This window comes from Pantoea sp. sgz302252, assembly GCF_042610525.1.
GTDB lineage: Bacteria > Pseudomonadota > Gammaproteobacteria > Enterobacterales > Enterobacteriaceae > Erwinia.
The window spans coordinates 20,038-36,994 of sequence record NZ_JBHDVM010000015.1 but is presented as its reverse complement, the minus strand read 5'-3'; the positions used below and the strand labels follow the sequence as shown (position 1 = coordinate 36,994).

Genomic DNA, 16,957 nt, shown 5'->3' with positions numbered 1-16,957 from the left:
CAATGGCCAGTCATTCCCGTGCCGGGCAGCCAGCACAGCAAAGCGATTTGATTAACGTTGCACAACTGACTTCGCAGTACTATGTTCTGCAACCTGAGTCGGGCAACGCGGAACACGCGGTGAAATTCGGTACTTCCGGCCATCGCGGCAGCGCAGGACGGCAGAGCTTCAACGAGACGCATATTCTGGCCATCGCCCAGGCGATCGCAGAAGAACGCAAAAAGAATGGCGTTACCGGCCCTTGCTACGTAGGTAAAGATACGCACGCATTGTCCGAACCGGCGATTATTTCCGTGCTGGAAGTGCTGGCAGCAAACGGCGTGGACGTTATTGTACAGCAGGATAACGGCTATACGCCGACCCCTGCGATCTCTAACGCTATTCTTGAGCACAACAAAGCGGGCGGCGCACAGGCGGACGGCATCGTCATTACGCCATCGCACAACCCGCCGGAAGATGGCGGCATCAAGTACAACCCGCCAAACGGCGGCCCGGCTGATACCAACGTCACCAAAGTGGTGGAAGATCGCGCTAACCAGCTGATCAAAGACGGCCTGAAAGAGGTTAAACGCATTTCTCTGGCACAGGCCTGGGAAAGCGGACACCTGCAGGAAAAAGATCTGATCCAGCCTTACATTGAAGGCCTGGCACAGATTATCGATATTCCGGCTATCCAGAAAGCGGGCCTGAAAATCGGTGTCGATCCGCTGGGCGGCTCCGGTATCGCCTACTGGCAGCGTATCGCCGAGTTCTACAATCTGGATTTGACTATCGTTAATGATTCGGTGGATCAGACGTTCCGCTTTATGCATCTGGATAAAGACGGCGTGATCCGCATGGACTGTTCTTCCGAGAGCGCGATGGCGGGTCTGCTGGCGCTGCGCGACAAGTTCGATCTGGCCTTCGCTAACGATCCGGACTATGACCGCCACGGCATCGTTACGCCTGCGGGCCTGATGAATCCAAACCACTACCTGGCCGTTGCTATTAACTATCTGTTCCAGCATCGTCCGCAGTGGGGCAAAGAGGTTGCCGTTGGCAAAACGCTGGTGTCCAGCGCCATGATTGACCGCGTGGTTAACGACATTGGCCGCAAGCTGGTGGAAGTGCCAGTGGGCTTTAAATGGTTTGTGGATGGCCTGTTCGACGGTAGCTTTGGCTTTGGCGGCGAAGAGAGCGCGGGCGCATCCTTCCTGCGCTTTGACGGCACGCCATGGTCAACCGATAAAGACGGCATCATCATGTGCCTGCTGGCAGCCGAGATCACTGCGGTGACCGGCAAAAACCCTCAGCAGCACTACGATGAGCTGGCGGAGCGCTTCGGCGCACCAAGCTATAACCGTTTGCAGGCTTCCGCTACTTCTGCGCAGAAAGCGGCGCTGTCGAAGCTGTCGCCAGAAATGGTCAGCGCGGATACGCTGGCGGGCGATCCAATTACTGCTCGTCTGACTGCCGCGCCGGGTAACGGCGCGTCAATTGGCGGCCTGAAGGTAATGACGGACAACGGCTGGTTCGCCGCACGTCCATCCGGTACGGAAGATGCCTACAAAATCTATTGCGAAAGCTTCCTGGGCGCCGAGCACCGCGAGCAGATCGAGAAAGAAGCGGTAGAAATCGTTAGTGAAGTACTGAAAAACGCTTAATTGATAGCAGATAAAAATAAAGGCGCTGAATTTCAGCGCCTTTTTTGTGCGTATTAATCTGGGTTAGAGAAAAATATGGCATTAAATAATGATGCCAGCAGGTTATAAACCCAGCGCCCATGCTTTTACAAAGTGTGGGCGTTTTCACGTCCGCAATTTCGCCGTCACTGCGTTTCTGACTCCGACCTGAATGTGAATTATTTGTTATTATATTTTTTAGATTTAACCAGAATTTAACCTTTTGAATCCGCACAACTATTTTTTCTTTTATCTGGTCGGATGAGTGGTAAAAATATCGCCAGATCGGTATCATCTTAGCCAGCTTGTTTACTCTTTTATTCAGGAGGCTATATGAATCTCTATCAACCCTATTCGCTGCCTCATCTTATTCTGCGCCGTAGCGCAGCGGTTGCTACTGGTCTTCTTGCGCTGCCTTTTATGCTCTTTTATCCCGACAGAAGCCGGTTTTACAGTTTCCTCCATCGCTACTGGTGTAAAACCAGCACGCAGCCCGTCTGGCTGGCGCAGGCGGAAACGGCCGCAACCGATTTTTACTAACGCAGCTCCCGTTTATCCTGTTTCTCCAATGCCCCAATTTCGGGGCATTTTCTTTCTATTTTCAGCTAATTAGCTTTGCCGCACAGGCCTTCCTCTCCGCTTGCCACTCGCTACCAGTACAAGTATCTGTAAAGTTGTACAGCTTGTTTTGTTTTGTATAGCTTTAACGGCTACACTTAAGGGAGCAAGTAGCGAAGGGGAGAAAGGTATGAGTGGTAAAATTCCGGTGGGCATCAGCGCCTGCCTGCTTGGTGACACCGTCCGCTTTGACGGCGGCCATAAACGTTGTGCCTTTGCGGCCGAAGAGCTGGCGCCTTTTATGCGCTATGAGCCGGTCTGCCCGGAAATGGCGATTGGCCTGCCTACGCCGCGCCCTGCGCTGCGTCTTACTGAAACGGCCGATGACAGCGTCGAGCTCTGCTTCAGCAACGGCAAAGGCGAGCCGCAGACGGAAAAAATGCAGAGTTTTTCCGAAAAGAAAATTGCCAGCCTGCATCACCTTTGCGGCTATATCGTCTGCGCTAAATCACCCAGCTGCGGTATGGAGCGGGTTCGCGTTTATCAGGCGGAAAACAACAACAATCGCAAAGAAGGCGTCGGCATCTTCACGCGCGAACTGATGAAACAGATGCCCTGGCTGCCGGTGGAAGAAGACGGCAGACTGCACGACCCTGTACTTCGTGAAAACTTTGTCGAGCGTATCTATACGCTGCATGAATTTAATGAACTGTGGCGCAGCGGATTAACGCGCGGCAAGCTTATCGCCTTTCACAGTCGCTATAAGCTTTCATTGCTGGCGCATTCGCAGCCTGAATATCGTGCAATGGGCCGCTTTGTTGCGGGCATTGAAAACTGGTCTTCGCTGGAAGCTTTTGCTTTTGAATACCGCCAGCGGCTGATGGATCTGCTGAAGCACAAGGCGACACGCGGCAACCATACCAACGTTATGATGCACGTTCAGGGCTACTTCCGGCCGCAGCTGAATGCCAAACAGCGTCAGGAGTTAACTTCGCTTATCGATCATTACCGTCAGGGCCTACAGCCGCTGCTGGCGCCGATGACGCTGCTCAAGCATTACATGTCGGAATACCCCGATCCTTACCTGGAACAGCAGCGCTATTTTGAGCCTTATCCGGAAGCGCTCCGGCTGCGTTACGGCCACTAATCCATTTCAGAGAAAGCTATGCCCACCCATTTAGTCTGGATGCGCAATGACCTGCGCATCCACGATAACTATGCGCTTTATGCCGCCTGCCACGATGCCAATGCCGAGGTGCTGGCGCTCTATATCGCCACGCCGGAGCAATGGCGCTCGCATGATATGTCGCCGAAACAGGCCGCTTTTATTTATCAGAGCGTGCAGGATGTCCAGCAATCGCTGGCGGAAAAAGGGATCCCGCTGCATTACTTACAGTGCGATGATTTTTCCGCCTCGGTGGAAGCGCTGAAGGATTTTTGCCAGCAGCATCAGGTTAACAGCCTGTTTTACAACTATCAGCACGAAGTGAATGAACGGCAGCGCGATGCGAAAGCGGAACGTGAACTGGATCGGCTGGGCGTTGTTGTTCAGGGCTTTGACGACGGCCTGTTACCGCCCGGCAGCGTGCAAACCGGCAATCGCGAAATGTTTAAAGTTTTTACGCCGTTCAGCAAAGCCTTCGTGCGTCGTTTGCGTGAGGGCATGCCAGAATGCGCGCCAGCGCCTAAACCGCGTGCTCATGCACCTTTAGATAAACTACCTTCGCTTAAACCTTTCGATTACCCTCAGGAAGAATTTAACCGCGAGCTCTTTCCGCCAGGCGAAAAAACGGCTATTCAGCGGCTGCGCGACTTCTGCCAGCAGCCGGTCGCCGATTATGCAGCGAAACGTGACACGCCTTCTGTCGATGGCACCAGCCGCCTTTCGGTTTACCTGGTTACCGGCGTGCTTTCGCCGCGGCAATGCCTGCACAGGCTGCTGCGCGAGCATCCGGACGCGTTAGAAAATGAAAAAATTTTTAGCTGGTTCAATGAGCTGATCTGGCGTGAATTCTATCGTCATCTGCTTGTCGCCTGGCCTGCGCTCTGCAAGCACCAGCCTTTTATCGGCTGGACTAAAAATGTGCAGTGGCAGAGCGATCAAAAACAGCTTGAGGCCTGGCAGCAGGGCAAAACCGGTTATCCCATCGTGGATGCCGCTATGCGCCAGTTAAACAGCCTGGGCTGGATGCACAACCGTCTGCGGATGATTACGGCCAGCTTCCTGATTAAAGATCTGCTGATCGACTGGCGGATCGGCGAGCGCTATTTTATGTCGCAGCTGATCGACGGCGATCTGGCTGCCAACAATGGCGGCTGGCAATGGGCTGCCTCCAGCGGCAACGATGCCGCACCGTATTTCCGTATTTTTAATCCAACCACGCAGGGCGAGCGTTTTGACAAGCAGGGCGAGTTTATTCGCCAATGGCTGCCGGAACTGAAAGAGGTGCCTGAACAGCATATTCATCAGCCACATGAGTGGGCGCGGAAAAACAGTGTCCAGCTCGACTATCCTCAGCCGATTGTCGATCACAAAGAGGCACGCAAGCGCGCGCTGGCGGCCTACGAGGCGGCAAGGAAATAGTCGCGCCTGCTTCTGTCTGCTAAAGTTGCCGCATTCAGAACGGCGAAAACTATCAGGACGCTTTATGCACAACAGTGAATTAGAACAGATCGTTAACCAGCAGCTAAATACAGCCGGCTTCAGCGACTATGCGCCAAATGGCTTGCAGGTGGAAGGGCGTGAACAGGTGCAAAAAATCGTTACCGGCGTTACCGCCTGTCAGGCGCTGCTGGATGAAGCGGTACGTTTACAGGCGGATGCAGTGCTGGTGCATCACGGCTATTTCTGGAAAAGCGAAGCGCCGGTTATCAAAGGCATGAAGCGCAACAGGCTGAAAACGCTGCTGGCTAACGATATTAACCTCTATGGCTGGCATTTGCCGCTGGATGCGCATCCCGAGCTGGGCAACAATGCACAACTGGCGAAACTGTTTGGCATTGATGTAAAAGGCGAAGTAATGCCGCTGGTGTTTTGGGGCGAGTTGAAAGAGCCGTTAACTGGTGCGCAGCTTGCTGAACGTATTGGCAAAACTCTTAACCGTGAACCGCTGCACTGCGGCGATAACGCGCCTGAACTGATCCGTAAAGTTGCCTGGTGCTCCGGTGGTGGTCAGGGCTTTATCGATGCAGCAGCGGCTTTTGGCGTGGATGCTTATATTTCCGGCGAAGTTTCCGAACAGACTATCCATAGCGCGCGCGAGCAAGGGCTGCACTTTTTCGCCGCGGGCCATCACGCTACGGAGCGCGGCGGCATTAAAGCGTTGGGCGAATGGCTGGCGGGATCACACGGCCTGGACGTGACTTTCGTCGATATTGATAATCCTGCCTGATTGCAGACGGGCGGTTAGCTAGCCGCCCGTTTTTAGCGACAGAAAAACTCAGGGCGTCGGCGCTACAGAGATAATCGAAAATCCCGCCACGCCGTCTACGCCAGCGCCAGGACTGTTCTGCTGTGCCGTATCCTGTAACACCGCTTCGTGCACTTCTTCCTGCGAAGGTTCGCCCTCGCTTTCCAGCAGCACCTCTTCAGAGCGGGTTTGCCCGTCAATTTCGTGTTCGTAAGTGATTTTATATGTCGTGCCCATAGCAACCTCCGTTACAGGTGAAACAGTAATAGTAGCCAATATGTAACGACAGGCCGGTATTTTCGTCTTATAGATCCGCTAAAAAGGTTGGCGATATTGCTTAAAGTAGCTCTGCTGATAGTGAAATATTATGCAAAAAGCAGACAGGCTGCGGTTGCAGAAGGTGAAAGGCAGAGGCGCTAATCCATCATTGACACTTCCCTTACATTTCCGCATAACTATTTCTTCTTTCTGGAAATCAATGGCCCGATCGGCGGGCCGGGAGAAGCCTTTTGCAACGAGCACGTTGTTACCTGTCAGGCGAACGCGCGGTAGTGCTTGAGCTGGAACCCCCTGTCTCCCTTAGCAGCCAGCAGCGTATCTGGGGACTGTCAGCGCGGCTGACAGGGCGGCCAGAAGTGACGGAAGTGATTCCGGGTATGAATAACATCACGGTGGTTTTAAGCAATCCGCAACAGCACGCGCTGGACGCCATTGAATGGCTTCAGGGCTGGTGGGAAAAAAGCGAAGCGCTGGAACTGGAAACGCGCGATATAGCTATCCCGGTAGTTTATGGCGGCACGGCCGGGCCAGATTTGGAAGAGGTGGCCCGGCATAGCGGCCTGTCGCCGCAGCAGGTTGTCGAAGCGCATGCGGCGGGGCTCTATACCGTTTATTTTATCGGCTTTCAGCCAGGCTTCCCCTATCTGGGCGGTCTGGACGAGCGCCTGCATACGCCTCGCCGGGCGGAGCCGCGTCTGGTAGTGCCGGCCGGTTCTGTCGGCATTGGCGGTAGCCAGACCGGCGTTTATCCGCTGGCGGCGCCCGGCGGCTGGCAGCTTATCGGCCAGACGACAATTGCACTGTTTACGCCTGAGCGGCAACCGCCAACCTTTTTACGGCCCGGCGATCGGGTACGCTTTGTGCCGCAAAAGGAGGGCGTATGCTAAAAATTATTCGCGCAGGTATGAGCACGACTTTACAGGACGCGGGTCGTATCGGCTGGCGGCAATATGGCATCAGCAGCGGCGGCGTACTGGACTATCCGGCGATGGCGACCGCGAATTTACTGGTGGGTAATGAGCGGAACAGTCCGGTACTGGAAATCACCCTGGGCCAGTTCTGTGCCGAGTTTACCCGCGACGGCTGGATGGCGCTGACGGGCGCAAGCTGTAGCGCGGAACTGGACGGCAGGCCGGTCTGGACAGGCTGGCGCATCGCCGTGCGCAAAGGCTCACGTCTGACGCTGAAAATGCCCCAGCGCGGTATGCGCAGCTATCTGGCGCTGGATGGCGGCTTTGCCGCTGAACCGGTATTAGGCTCGTGCAGCACGGATCTAAAAACGGGGCTGGGCGGCTTTAACGGAAAGCGTATCGAAGAGGGCGATCTGCTGCCGCTAAACGAGCCTGCGCTCTCCTTCAATAAACCGGCGGGTGTCCGCCAACTACTGTTCGGCAACCGCGTTCGCGCCATGACCGGGCCGGAATATCATGAATTTAGCCGCGAAAGCCGCGAGCTGTTCTGGCGTACAGGCTGGCAACTCAGCCCACAGAGCAATCGCATGGGCTATCGCCTGCAAGGGCGTGCGCTGGTACGTAACGCCGGGCGCGATATGCTTTCTCATGGCCTGATGCCGGGCGTGGTGCAGGTTCCGCCTAATGGGCAGCCGATTGTACTGATGGCGGATGCGCAAACGACCGGCGGCTATCCGCGTATTGCCTGCGTGATCGAAGCCGATCTTTATCATCTGGCGCAGATCCGCCTGGGCGAGCCGATCCATTTTGTGCACTGCACGCTGGAAGAGGCGCTCCAGGCTAAACGCGAGCAGGATCGGGTACTGGAACAAATGGCGTGGGGATTAGCGCATGAAAATTGATTTAAATGCCGATCTTGGCGAAGGCTGCGGCGACGATCGCGCGCTGCTACAGCTGGTTTCTTCAGCAAATATCGCCTGTGGCTTTCACGCGGGCGATGCGCAAACCATGCGGCAGAGCGTACGCTGGGCGCTGGAGTATGGCGTAGCTATTGGGGCGCATCCCAGCTTTCCTGACCGTGAAAATTTTGGCCGCACACGAATGCAGCTACCTGCCGATACGGTTTACGCGCAGACGCTTTATCAAATTGGCGCGCTACAGGCTATCGCGCGAAGCGAAGGCGGTAAAGTTACCCATGTGAAGCCGCATGGCATGCTTTACAACCAGGCCGCGCAGGAACCGGCGCTGGCGGAAGCTATCGCGCAGGCGGTTAAAGCTGCCGATCCGCAGCTGATTCTGGTTGGTCTGGCGGGAAGCGAATCGATTCGCATCGCAAAATCCCTGGGGTTAATAACAAGAGAAGAGGTCTTCGCCGATCGCGGCTATCAGGCGGATGGCTCGCTGGTACCTCGTTCACAGCCAGGTGCGCTGATTGAAAGCGACGAGTTGGCTATCGAACAAACGCTGGCTATGGTGCAGCAGGGCAAAGTGCGCGCCGTCAGCGGCGAATGGGTCAGCGTTAACGCTGAAACCGTTTGCCTGCACGGCGATGGCGCACACGCGCTGGCTTTTGCGCGTCGGCTGCGGGAAGCCTTCTCCCAACGAAATATCGTAGTCAGCAGTTAACTGGCTGGCCCGGTAATTGCATCTGTCAAACGGGCCGTCGCGGTGACGGCCCTTTCTTGTTCTTCCTTAATTGCATAAAAAGCTAACAGGAAAACCATTATCAGGAGGATAAATGGATCATATGGTTAATCTCTGGCCGCTGGTGGGTATCGCCGCTATTGTGGTCGGGTTTCTGCTGCGTTTTAACCCGGTGCTGGTAGTACTGATTGCCGGGTTAATTACCGGTCTGGCAGCGAAAATGCCGCCCGGCGACATTCTGGAAAAATTAGGCTCGGGCTTTCTCAACACCCGTAATCTACCGCTAATTCTGCTACTGCCGCTGGTGGTGATCGGCCTGCTGGAGCGCCACGGGCTGAAAGAACGCGCCCAGGCCTGGATTGCGCAGATCAAAAGCGCTACGGCGGGAAGATTGCTGATTGTTTATTTGCTGGTGCGTGAGCTCACCGCAGCGATGGGGCTGACCAGTTTGGGCGGCCATCCGCAGATGGTGAGGCCGCTGCTGGCCCCGATGGCGGAAGGCGCGACTGAGAACCGTTATGGAGAGCTGCCGAATGAAGTCCGCTATCGGCTGCGTGCTATGTCTGCCGCTACTGATAACGTTGGGCTGTTTTTTGGCGAAGATATCTTTGTCGCCTTTGGCGCGATTATCTTTATGCACAATTTTATGCAACAGTCGGCGGGCATTCAGACCGATCCGCTGCAAATCGCCGTCTGGGGCATTCCTACCGCCGTTTGCGCTTTCCTGATCCACGCTTTCCGTCTGCGTCGTTTGGATAAAAAACTGGCTGCCGAGCTTTCCGCTCTGAACGCTCAGGCGCAGCAAGCGAAAGGAGGGCACTGATGTTTCAGCAACAATATCTTTATTGGCTGGCGGGATTGATTCTGCTGGTGGTCGCCGTGATGTCCTGGCGGGACAAAGCCAATCCGCGTCGTTTGACTACAGGGCTTTTTTGGGCGCTCTATGGCCTGGTCTTTCTGGTTGGCGACGGCCTGGCGGAGATAGTCGGCGCGCGTACGCTACATATCGCGGTCGGTGTGGTTGTGGTCATTATGGCGCTGATTGCCGGACTGGGTGGCGTGAAGCTCGGTTCCTATCACCAGCGCAGCCCGGAAGAGCGGGAAGCAAGTGCAAAACGCCTGCGCAACCGGCTATTTTTGCCCGCGCTGGCTATTCCCGTTGTTACAGTGGTTGGCGTGCTGTTGTTCAATAACCTGCCGGGATTACGCGTGGCGCTGTTTGGTGAAGGCAATCAGGCCACGCTGGTGACGCTTTTTTCCATGATGGTTGGCTGTCTGGTGGGTTGGCTGATTGCGCTGAAAATGACGCATGAAGCCCCTGCACAGTCCGTTCAGGAAGCGCGTCGCCTGCTGGATGCCATCGGCTGGGCATTTATTCTGCCGCAAATCCTCGCCACGCTGGGCTTGCTGTTCACTACGGCTGGCGTAGGCACGGCAATCTCTCATCTGACCGAGACTTATCTGGCCGTAGATAACCGCTTTGTCGCGGTAGCGGCCTATGCTATCGGCATGGCACTATTGACCATGATTATGGGCAATGCTTTTGCCGCTTTCCCGATTGTTACCGCTGGTATCGGCATTCCAATCCTGGTACTGCAACATCATGGCAATCCGGCAGTTATGGCGGCAATCGGCATGTTCTCCGGCTACTGTGGATCGCTGATGACGCCGATGGCGGCCAACTTTAATATCGTACCGGCCGCGCTGCTGGAGCTGCCCGATCGCAACGCAGTGATCAAGGCCCAGGTGCCGACCGGCGTGCTATTGTTAATAGCTAATATTTTTCTTCTCTGGCTCTTAATGTTTCGGTGAGGCATGAATGAAAAACGTATTAGTAGCGGCCTTTGAGCCTTTTGAAGGCGAGCTGGTTAACGCCTCCTGGGAAGCGGCAAGCCAGCTACACGAAAGAATGATCTGCGGCGCGCGCGTAGTGGCAAAGCAATTGCCCTGTGTTTTTGGCGAATCGCTAAAAGTACTGAATGCCGCGATGGACGAGCTGGAGCCGGAGCTGGTAATCGTGGTCGGCCAGGCGAACGGACGGCCCAATATTACGGTCGAGCGCGTGGCGATAAATATTGACGATGCGCGTATTCCCGATAACGCGGGCAACCAGCCGATTGATGTGCGCATCGTTGAGGATGGCCCGGCGGCTTACTTCGCTACACTGCCGATCAAAGCGATTGTCGAAGGCATCCGCGAAGCAGATATTCCGGCAGCGGTATCGCAAACGGCGGGTACTTTCGTTTGTAACCATGTGCTGTATGGGCTACTGCACCGGCAGGCGAAGCAGGGCGGACGCGGCGGATTTATTCACGTGCCCTATTTGCCTCAGCAGGCGGTTAAGCATCCGGGCGCGGCCAGCATGCCGCTGCAAACGGTAGTGCTGGCGCTGGAAATGGCACTGAGCATCGCGCTGACGGTAGAGGAAGATAAAAAACTGGAAGGCGGCGCCACGCAATAAGGAGAGAAAATGCCGGAAGGCCCTGAGATCCGCCGCGCGGCGGACAAGCTGGAAAAAGCCATTAAGGGGAAAACGCTGACCGAGGTCTGGTTTGCTTTTCCCCAGCTGAAAACCTATGAAAATTCGCTGATCGGCGAACGCGTAGAGGCGATAGAAACGCGAGGAAAAGCGATTCTGACGCATTTCTCCAACGGCCTGATCCTCTACAGCCATAACCAGCTTTACGGTGTCTGGCGCGTAATTAAAAGCGGCACCGAGCCGCAAAGCAATCGCGTGCTGCGCGTCAAGCTGGCCGCTGAGGATAAAACCCTGCTGCTTTACAGCGCTTCGGATATCGAACTGCTAACGCAGGATACGCTGGCGGCGCATCCGTTTCTGCTGCGCGTTGGGCCAGACGTGCTGGATATGACGCTGACGGTCGCCGAGGTAAAAGAGCGCCTGCTCTCTACGCGCTTCCGGCGGCGGCAGTTCAGCGGCCTGCTGCTGGATCAGGCTTTTCTGGCCGGTCTGGGTAATTATCTGCGGGTGGAAATCCTCTGGCACGCCGGGCTGGCGCCGCAGCATAAAGCGCAGGATCTGAACGAAGAGCAACTGGACAAGCTGGCGGAAGCGCTGCTGGCGATCCCGCGCCTTTCCTACCAGACGCGAGGCGTAGCGAAAGAGAACAAGCATCATGGCGCCCTGTTCAGCTTTAAAGTTTTTCATCGTGCAGGGAAAAAGTGCGAGCGCTGCGGCGGCACCATTGAAAAAACGTCGTTATCGTCACGACCTTTTTACTGGTGTCCGGGCTGCCAGAAATAAGCAGGCGCTGATGCTCGCTGCGCCGTGAGTAGAAGCGTAGCGCATAAAGCATTTCGGGCGTTTTTTGCCCGAAACGCTTTTGCCTCAAGGCTTACTTAGCAGAGGTTGTAGAAGGTCTGAACCCTTATGGTAAAAGCGGGTTCAGATCAGGTCCGGGAAAGGGATTGCTCACTGCCTGCCTGAGACTGTGAGTTATAGTTATTACGATATCCGCTTTGTGCCAAAGCGGACGTTGAAAACGTACAGTATATTACCCGATGCGGGCAAAGCAGGACCAGTAACCCCCTAGAGATGGTAGAGGAGTGCAACTCCTCTATCACGACAATCAATTAAACCTATAAATTATCGAAAGCAAAATGACGCAGAAAACTATCAGAATGAAAATTTTCAATGTGTTAGGAAATTTATCCTTCCAGAAAGTCAATGACAACTGATCTTCAATCCACCTTTTTTCCATTTCACTAAAGAATTTATAATGAGCATACCAATTGCTTCCACAAATTTGTTTGGTGATAGTGGTTTCATCAAATTCTTTCATCAGAATGTCAAGTTGCCCAATATATTTAACAGAATCCGGTTCGTTTTCTGATTTCGCATCGTAATACAATCTTTCAATCTTTCTGAAGATTGCTGTTTGCTTCTTACCTGCTTCTTCATATTTATTTTTATCACCATCATAGAAATTGATGTACAAACTGCCAATACTTAAAATGATAAAAATGGCTGAAATATGCTTAGAACTCATTTCGTCCAAGTAAAGGCCTAAAATAGAGACTGCTAGTGATATGATGCCAATCCAGCCAGGAATTTTGCTGACAATATCGAATGTAGCAAAATTTTTCTTAGCACCAAATCCAACATTATATCCAGCAGAAGCAATATGAGATAATAGGTCATTTTTTTGCATAATAATTACTCGATTGGTATGTCGATAACGTTTTGGGCAATTACTATATGGTTCTTAACTATATAACACCAAATCTTGTGAGCACCTCTAAATTTTGTATGTTCAGTATGAGTTACTTGACCTAAAACTATTTGGCCTCGAACTTCATCACGCTGTTCAGCTTCTAGACCTCTGTTCAATACTTTCCAGTAAATATCATAAGGTTCGGGAATGAGCTCCAAACTTGCTTGGTTGATCGAAAATGATAAAGTTCTATTCGGTGGTAACCAATAACGAGCTATATCCGACAGGTAAGCCCTAATCGAACGATCCCTATACCCGTTTTCTTTGACAATGCAGTTAACTTCGAGGGGATATCTTATATCAACATCATCAAACTTTTCATCTGTAAACTCTTCCGTATTGCGCCATGTCTGAGTCGTATAGGACTCATTAATGAAATTAGCTGACTCTAACCCCTGAGAGTCACGCATTTCTACAACTGCTTTAGGGAAAGTTAGCCCGAAAACTTCTCGCCAGTGTTCATGGCATTTCTTTATCGAGCCATTCTCATAAGCTTCAATCGCTTTTGTACATAATTTAAAGGCTCGTTTTGCTTGCCGCTGAAAATTTCTATAGACCTTAACTCTCTGCCCACTTCCTATCGCTGCATAATGTTCATGGGCATCTTCTTGATGCAAAAAGTCAAAGAAGTCTCGACACATAAGCCCATAACTGATCATTCCGGTATTATCATAATCATCTGTTTGTTTCAGAAATCTCCAGGCTAATGTGTCAATGAGAAGTCCCCCCACATCAACGGTGTTTCTATTTTTCCAAGCTCTTAACATGCGGCAAAGATTATGAAGATTACTACTTTTTTTATTACGGAAATTTCTCATCTCGGCAATTTCCATCCGAGGTTTAGTTATTCGCCACCCGCCATTACCATCGTTGGCCTTAGTATCAGGATATTTAAAATACCCTTCATCAGTCTCAAAGACTGGTTGCACCTCTATATGGAAAGAGTCAAAAATGATCTGCACAACTAATCTATCAACCTTGATCTCTTGCTGGGTAAAAGATAGTTTTAACGCTTCTTTTACATCGCGAAGCAAACGGCGCTGTGGATTAATTCCGGATTGGTAATCTTCCCACAATCTCGCGGGCATAATATACAGCATATCCAAGTCTGATGTTTTACTAACCGCTGTTCGGCGACCTGCTGAACCGACTTTCAATCGATTGTTGAATCCATTTGCTACCCCTCTAAACTCTATGTTAAGTCTTCTTGTGGCATTTTTATAATGTGTCGCAATTGCCTGCATACGTTCGTCTGGAATTTTCAAATTGTTCAAAAAAATTTGAAACATCTCTGCTGTTTGCATCTGACTATCCTTTATCTGACCACGGATTTCATAATCCACTGATAGCAATGATTAATCTTTATTGTCTACGTCTGCTTCATTACTTTCGCCCAATCAGCCTTCTTGGTGCCTCCCTGTGCTAAGGCACGCGGTGGTTAATTTTAATACAGTAGGTATGTTTTTCATACGATTTTATGATCTGTACTAAAAAACTTTTTTGATACCAATAATCCATAACTTCCTGATACCAGTTCATATCTAACGAACTGTGGTCATGATGTAAGCATCCCCGCAATACCAACCATTCACTTTAACAGCTATGCCAACTTCCGCTTTTCGCTCAAAGCGGAAATTTAGCTCGGTGGGTTAGTCCGCTTTGTGCCAGATACGACATAGAGAACGTGCAATTCCGATCGACAAGTCACTATCCTGTCTTACCCAAAAAATTTGCGATATGAGTAATATTGAGGATTCCGACATGACCACTTTTCATCAACTTGCTGCCACCAGTTTGAGTGGTCAGCTCAACCCTACGGCTAACTATGCTGGCAAGCTGGTTCTCGTAGTCAATACTGCCAGTCATTGTGGATTTACGCCACAGTACGCAGGCCTTGAATCCCTTTATAAAAAGTACGCTGCCCAAGGGCTGGTGGTGCTTGATTTTCCCTGCAACCAGTTTGGTAAACAAGGAACCTGGCGGTGCTGATGAAATCGCGCAGACCTGCCATATTAACTATGGGGTAAGCTTCCCAATGTTCGAAAAAGTGGAGGTCAATGGCGCGTCAACGCACCCGGTGTTTTGGTACCTGAAAGATGAATTGCCTGGCGTGCTCGGCGGACGGATCAAATGGAACTTTACTAAGTTCCTGATCGGACGCGATGGCAAACCACTTAAACGTTTTGCGCCGATCGCTACCCCAGAGAAAATAGAAGCCACAATTATTGCTGCACTTGAAAACCCGGCGCTTTTATAACTTCAATTATTCATCGTTAGAGCGTGGTTATATCTATGCGAAATTAACGTCTTCTTCTCGCTCATAACGGCTACTTTTGCAGTTCTTAAATGAACGGCCAGTTTCGCTATTAGATAGTGATAGCAGCGGCAACACGCCAGCGCTTGTCCCGCAAGCGATAAAATATGTTGCCCGGCCAGTGTCCGTAAGCCATAAAAAAAGCGCCGCAGTGCGGCGCCTCTCGCGAAAACTCTGCCCGTTACTTAGTGGCAGATTTAAAGTCGCGCTGATCGTAGCCGGTATAAAGCTGGCGCGGACGGGCGATTTTAATGCCGTCGTCGTGCATCTCTTTCCAGTGCGCAATCCAGCCTACGGTACGCGCCATCGCAAAGATAACGGTAAACATAGAGGAAGGAATGCCCATCGCCTTCAGGATCAGGCCGGAGTAGAAATCGACGTTTGGATAAAGCTTACGCTCGATAAAGTACGGGTCGTTCAGGGCGATATGCTCCAGCTCCATGGCTACTTCCAGCAGATCGTCCTTCATGCCCAGCTCTTTCAGCACTTCGTGACAGGTTTCGCGCATTACGGTGGCGCGTGGGTCATAGTTTTTATAAACGCGGTGACCAAAGCCCATCAGGCGGAAAGAGTCGTTTTTGTCTTTCGCACGGCGCAGGAATTCCGGGATATGCTCAACCGTTTTGATCTCTTCCAGCATACGCAGGCAGGCTTCGTTTGCACCGCCGTGTGCCGGTCCCCACAGCGAGGCGATGCCCGCGGCGATACAGGCGAACGGGTTAGCGCCGGAAGAACCAGCGGTACGCACGGTAGAAGTCGAGGCGTTCTGCTCGTGGTCGGCATGCAGGATCAAAATGCGATCCATCGCACGTTCAAGAACCGGGTTTACCACGTACTCTTCGCAAGGCGTGGAGAACATCATGTTCAGGAAGTTGCCGGAATAGGAAAGATCGTTGCGCGGATAAACAAACGGCTGGCCGATAGAGTATTTGTAGCACATAGCGGCCACGGTCGGCATTTTGGAAAGCAGACGGAAAGCGGCGATTTCACGGTGACGCTCAATATTGACGTCCATCGCATCGTGATAGAAAGCCGCCAGCGCGCCGGTCACGCCACACATTACCGCCATTGGATGTGAATCACGGCGGAAGCCGCGGAACAGATGGTGGATCTGTTCGTGGATCATGGTATGGCGGGTAACGATAGTGCGGAACTCTTCAAACTGCTCTTTGGTCGGCGCTTCGCCGTTCAGCAGGATATAGCACACTTCCAGATAGTTGGAGTGCAACGCCAGCTGGTCGATTGGGTAGCCACGATGCAGCAGAATGCCCTCGTCGCCATCGATATAGGTAATTTTGGATTCGCAGGAAGCCGTGGAGGTAAAACCCGGGTCAAAGGTGAAATAGCCTTTAGAGCCGAGACTACGGACATCAATCTCTTCCTGGCCTAACGTGCCGCTTAATACGTCAAGTTCAATGGCGTCTTCGCCGGGCAGGTTAAGCGTTGCTTTTTTATCAGCCATTTAAGTCTCCTTAGCGCCTTATCGATGAATCTATGACAGCTGAAACGCCGTTATGTCACCGCTGGTGGTTAAAAAACCATCTCCACTCTGTGGCATCTTGGTGCGTGCAGGGTACAGAGTGACGGCGCGTACAGGCCGGAAGGACACAATCAGGCTTGGTTCAGTAATTGTTAAAGATTCGGTGTGGTCGTAACTTGTTGACCTGATGCTTTATAAGTTTAGTTCACCAATGTTACATAACTTGTGATTAGGTGAAAGTGTATCCCCATAACTTTTGTGCATCATAGAACTTTTCGTGCTGGGTTTGTAACAAGAATGTTGAAGTTTTGTCAAATCAGATAATTAAACTTGTATAAATTGTGAAAAACGTGAGTAAGATCACTGTTCCACCTATTTTTCCACCGGATGATTGTAGGGGAATTGTAATAGGATTGTGATCGACCTATACTGCCGCCAGGTCTCCGGAATACCCTGACACCAGGAGCC

The 16,957-nt window shown here is 52.1% G+C and carries 16 protein-coding genes and 1 pseudogene; 13 read left to right on the top strand and 4 right to left on the bottom strand.

Annotated features, from left to right (window positions below; genetic code table 11):
• Nucleotides 1-2 precede the first annotated feature (2 nt).
• The 5 genes from pgm (at nt 3) to ACETPC_RS20800 (ending at nt 5,611) form a co-directional block, all read left to right on the top strand.
• Nucleotides 3-1,643 carry a phosphoglucomutase (alpha-D-glucose-1,6-bisphosphate-dependent) gene (gene pgm, locus ACETPC_RS20820; RefSeq protein WP_380184389.1) on the top strand — a complete coding sequence of 547 codons (1,641 nt, stop codon included), beginning with the start codon at nt 3-5 and terminating at the stop codon, nt 1,641-1,643.
• 351 nt (nt 1,644-1,994) lie between these two features.
• Nucleotides 1,995-2,201, top strand: coding sequence for a YbfA family protein (locus ACETPC_RS20815; protein WP_380184388.1), 207 nt, complete (start codon nt 1,995-1,997; stop codon nt 2,199-2,201).
• 208 nt (nt 2,202-2,409) lie between these two features.
• On the top strand, nt 2,410-3,366 hold the full coding sequence (locus ACETPC_RS20810; RefSeq protein WP_380184387.1) for a YbgA family protein: 957 nt from the start codon (nt 2,410-2,412) through the stop codon (nt 3,364-3,366).
• Between the two features lie 18 nt (nt 3,367-3,384).
• The gene (gene phrB, locus ACETPC_RS20805) at nt 3,385-4,803 is read left to right on the top strand and encodes a deoxyribodipyrimidine photo-lyase (protein ID WP_380184386.1); all 1,419 of its coding nucleotides are present in this window, start codon (nt 3,385-3,387) and stop codon (nt 4,801-4,803) included.
• A 64-nt stretch (nt 4,804-4,867) separates the two neighbouring features.
• Nucleotides 4,868-5,611: a type 2 GTP cyclohydrolase I gene (locus ACETPC_RS20800; protein ID WP_380184385.1), complete on the top strand. Its 744-nt coding sequence runs from the start codon at nt 4,868-4,870 to the stop codon at nt 5,609-5,611.
• A gap of 48 nt (nt 5,612-5,659) precedes the next feature.
• On the opposite strand, the gene ACETPC_RS20795 is transcribed toward ACETPC_RS20800, so the two are convergent.
• Nucleotides 5,660-5,866, bottom strand: a complete 207-nt coding sequence (locus tag ACETPC_RS20795) for a hypothetical protein (protein WP_380184384.1) — start codon at nt 5,864-5,866, stop codon at nt 5,660-5,662.
• 272 nt (nt 5,867-6,138) lie between these two features.
• Here ACETPC_RS20795 and pxpB point away from each other — a divergent pair, with 272 nt between their 5' ends.
• The 7 genes from pxpB (at nt 6,139) to nei (ending at nt 11,725) form a co-directional block, all read left to right on the top strand.
• Nucleotides 6,139-6,795 (top strand): 5-oxoprolinase subunit PxpB, encoded by a 657-nt coding sequence (gene pxpB / locus ACETPC_RS20790; protein WP_380184383.1) that lies wholly within the window; start codon nt 6,139-6,141, stop codon nt 6,793-6,795.
• Entirely contained in the window at nt 6,789-7,721 is a 933-nt protein-coding gene (gene pxpC / locus ACETPC_RS20785; RefSeq protein WP_380184382.1) for a 5-oxoprolinase subunit PxpC, read from the top strand. The genes pxpB and pxpC overlap by 7 nt, the downstream gene beginning before the upstream one ends.
• The gene (gene pxpA, locus ACETPC_RS20780; RefSeq protein ID WP_380184381.1) at nt 7,711-8,445 is read left to right on the top strand and encodes a 5-oxoprolinase subunit PxpA; all 735 of its coding nucleotides are present in this window, start codon (nt 7,711-7,713) and stop codon (nt 8,443-8,445) included. Before pxpC ends, pxpA begins: the two co-directional genes overlap by 11 nt.
• 112 nt (nt 8,446-8,557) lie before the next feature.
• Complete coding sequence (locus tag ACETPC_RS20775) at nt 8,558-9,286, top strand: DUF969 domain-containing protein (protein WP_380184380.1); 729 nt, start codon at nt 8,558-8,560, stop codon at nt 9,284-9,286.
• Entirely contained in the window at nt 9,283-10,275 is a 993-nt protein-coding gene (locus ACETPC_RS20770) for a DUF979 domain-containing protein (protein ID WP_380184453.1), read from the top strand. Before ACETPC_RS20775 ends, ACETPC_RS20770 begins: the two co-directional genes overlap by 4 nt.
• A gap of 7 nt (nt 10,276-10,282) precedes the next feature.
• A complete protein-coding gene (gene pcp, locus ACETPC_RS20765) occupies nt 10,283-10,924 on the top strand; it encodes a pyroglutamyl-peptidase I (RefSeq protein WP_380184379.1) in 642 nt (213 codons plus the stop codon).
• Nucleotides 10,925-10,933: 9 nt separating this feature from the next.
• Nucleotides 10,934-11,725 (top strand): endonuclease VIII, encoded by a 792-nt coding sequence (gene nei / locus ACETPC_RS20760; protein ID WP_380184378.1) that lies wholly within the window; start codon nt 10,934-10,936, stop codon nt 11,723-11,725.
• Between the two features lie 325 nt (nt 11,726-12,050).
• Here the strand turns inward: nei and ACETPC_RS20755 are convergent, their stop codons facing one another.
• Both ACETPC_RS20755 and ACETPC_RS20750 read right to left on the bottom strand, forming a co-directional pair.
• The gene (locus tag ACETPC_RS20755; RefSeq protein ID WP_380184377.1) at nt 12,051-12,632 is read right to left on the bottom strand and encodes an SLATT domain-containing protein; all 582 of its coding nucleotides are present in this window, start codon (nt 12,630-12,632) and stop codon (nt 12,051-12,053) included.
• A gap of 5 nt (nt 12,633-12,637) precedes the next feature.
• The gene (locus ACETPC_RS20750; protein ID WP_380184376.1) at nt 12,638-13,999 is read right to left on the bottom strand and encodes a nucleotidyltransferase; all 1,362 of its coding nucleotides are present in this window, start codon (nt 13,997-13,999) and stop codon (nt 12,638-12,640) included.
• A gap of 457 nt (nt 14,000-14,456) precedes the next feature.
• Here ACETPC_RS20750 and ACETPC_RS20745 point away from each other — a divergent pair.
• A pseudogene (locus ACETPC_RS20745) lies at nt 14,457-14,952 on the top strand (glutathione peroxidase).
• A 238-nt stretch (nt 14,953-15,190) separates the two neighbouring features.
• On the opposite strand, the gene ACETPC_RS20740 reads toward ACETPC_RS20745, so the two are convergent.
• Nucleotides 15,191-16,471 (bottom strand): citrate synthase, encoded by a 1,281-nt coding sequence (locus ACETPC_RS20740; protein ID WP_380184375.1) that lies wholly within the window; start codon nt 16,469-16,471, stop codon nt 15,191-15,193.
• Nucleotides 16,472-16,957: the final 486 nt, after the last annotated feature.

What these genes read in the sequence shown, in the direction of transcription:
- ACETPC_RS20755 (WP_380184377.1), bottom strand. Translation starts at nt 12,632, where the DNA reads ATGCAAAAAAATGACCTATTATCTCATATTGCTTCTGCTGGATATAAT.
- pgm (WP_380184389.1), top strand. Translation starts at nt 3, where the DNA reads ATGGCCAGTCATTCCCGTGCCGGGCAGCCAGCACAGCAAAGCGATTTG.
- ACETPC_RS20750 (WP_380184376.1), bottom strand. Translation starts at nt 13,999, where the DNA reads ATGCAAACAGCAGAGATGTTTCAAATTTTTTTGAACAATTTGAAAATT.
- ACETPC_RS20815 (WP_380184388.1), top strand. Translation starts at nt 1,995, where the DNA reads ATGAATCTCTATCAACCCTATTCGCTGCCTCATCTTATTCTGCGCCGT.
- ACETPC_RS20740 (WP_380184375.1), bottom strand. Translation starts at nt 16,471, where the DNA reads ATGGCTGATAAAAAAGCAACGCTTAACCTGCCCGGCGAAGACGCCATT.
- ACETPC_RS20795 (WP_380184384.1), bottom strand. Translation starts at nt 5,866, where the DNA reads ATGGGCACGACATATAAAATCACTTACGAACACGAAATTGACGGGCAA.
- pcp (WP_380184379.1), top strand. Translation starts at nt 10,283, where the DNA reads ATGAAAAACGTATTAGTAGCGGCCTTTGAGCCTTTTGAAGGCGAGCTG.
- nei (WP_380184378.1), top strand. Translation starts at nt 10,934, where the DNA reads ATGCCGGAAGGCCCTGAGATCCGCCGCGCGGCGGACAAGCTGGAAAAA.
- pxpA (WP_380184381.1), top strand. Translation starts at nt 7,711, where the DNA reads ATGAAAATTGATTTAAATGCCGATCTTGGCGAAGGCTGCGGCGACGAT.
- ACETPC_RS20800 (WP_380184385.1), top strand. Translation starts at nt 4,868, where the DNA reads ATGCACAACAGTGAATTAGAACAGATCGTTAACCAGCAGCTAAATACA.
- ACETPC_RS20810 (WP_380184387.1), top strand. Translation starts at nt 2,410, where the DNA reads ATGAGTGGTAAAATTCCGGTGGGCATCAGCGCCTGCCTGCTTGGTGAC.
- phrB (WP_380184386.1), top strand. Translation starts at nt 3,385, where the DNA reads ATGCCCACCCATTTAGTCTGGATGCGCAATGACCTGCGCATCCACGAT.
- pxpC (WP_380184382.1), top strand. Translation starts at nt 6,789, where the DNA reads ATGCTAAAAATTATTCGCGCAGGTATGAGCACGACTTTACAGGACGCG.
- ACETPC_RS20775 (WP_380184380.1), top strand. Translation starts at nt 8,558, where the DNA reads ATGGATCATATGGTTAATCTCTGGCCGCTGGTGGGTATCGCCGCTATT.